The organism is Nocardia sp. NPDC058497, from assembly GCF_042720195.1.
Classification (GTDB): domain Bacteria; phylum Actinomycetota; class Actinomycetes; order Mycobacteriales; family Mycobacteriaceae; genus Nocardia.
Window position 1 is genome coordinate 1 of the sequence record NZ_JBHXMY010001035.1, and the last position, 1,109, is coordinate 1,109.

1 protein-coding gene is annotated in these 1,109 nt (G+C 57.3%); it reads right to left on the bottom strand.

The window, feature by feature from the left end:
* On the bottom strand, positions 1 to 606 hold a 606-nt coding region (locus tag ACFWPJ_RS33495; protein ID WP_378857629.1), incomplete at its 3' end, for a hypothetical protein.
* Between the last annotated feature and the right edge of the window lie 503 nt (positions 607 to 1,109).

Genomic DNA, 1,109 nt, shown 5'->3' on the forward strand with positions numbered 1-1,109 from the left:
CCGTTGCCCCTGGCGGATCATCAAGGGGAAGGTGTACCGCTTCGACTGGGCCCAAGCCAGCTTCGCGCCGACCACGGCGGAATATCGGAGCTGCTGAAGGCATTCGATAGTGTCGGCGTCGAGGGCGGCAACGATCTCATTTGCCGGCGCCAACAGAGTCTTGGGGACTGCACCTTCGGCGATGTGCGTGGTGAGAATGATGAAGCAGGGACGCACACCGTCGGCGATGAATGGGAAATCGTTGTGCATTCCGAGCCGCTGCGGCTGCGCGTTCTGTTCGTTCGAGCCTGGGTTCGGGCGAATGTCTGTCAAGATCGAGGCGTTGTAGTCGGCGTAGGCTGTGAGTCGCCCGACTGCGTCAGCGACCAGCAATGTCAGAATTTTCGTCCGCTCGACATCATCGAATCGAGGGAGCCCTTTGACGAGAACTCCACGTGCAGGAAATTCGTTGATCGAATCGGTCAGAACCGGCAGCAAACCCTCCCCCCTGCCGAGAGCCTCATCCGCCAACCGCATATCCAATCTTGACGGTATCCGATCTGCGGCTGATGTCACGAAACGTGAAATCTCCTGTGAAGCACCGGAGTCAAGGTCGATCGTGTGCATTTGTCAATTCCCCCATTGTAAACATTCAATTGATCAGGATGTGGTGCCGTCCACTGCTATTGGTGGTAGGACACTCTCGGATCCACCAGGTTGCTTCTTTTACCGTGGTGGGCGCGGCAGAGCTACCGATGCTGGGCGACGGTGCCGGAACTGGAGTATCGGCCTGGACGGCGAATACGGACCTTGCGATCATTCGATTTCCCCTCATGTATGCACTTCAGGAAATGACGCACAACAACATCCTCGTCGGACAGGTGCCGCGGTGCGAATCAATACCGAAGAACCAACGAAATCGTGGAGGGTAGGCGCACGAATATCAGAATCGACCATGTGGCGGTAGCCGCAAAGGCACAACTACGCACTGCGACAGGTCGTGCGCAAGAACCCAACGCGTGTAGGACGCAATATCTAGTGCCTCGTCAAGCAACCTTCGGTAGGTAATCCGGTCGCCGGATCTTGGAGTTGACGGCGAAGTCTCGTTTGGGACGGGCGTGCTGGTTGTG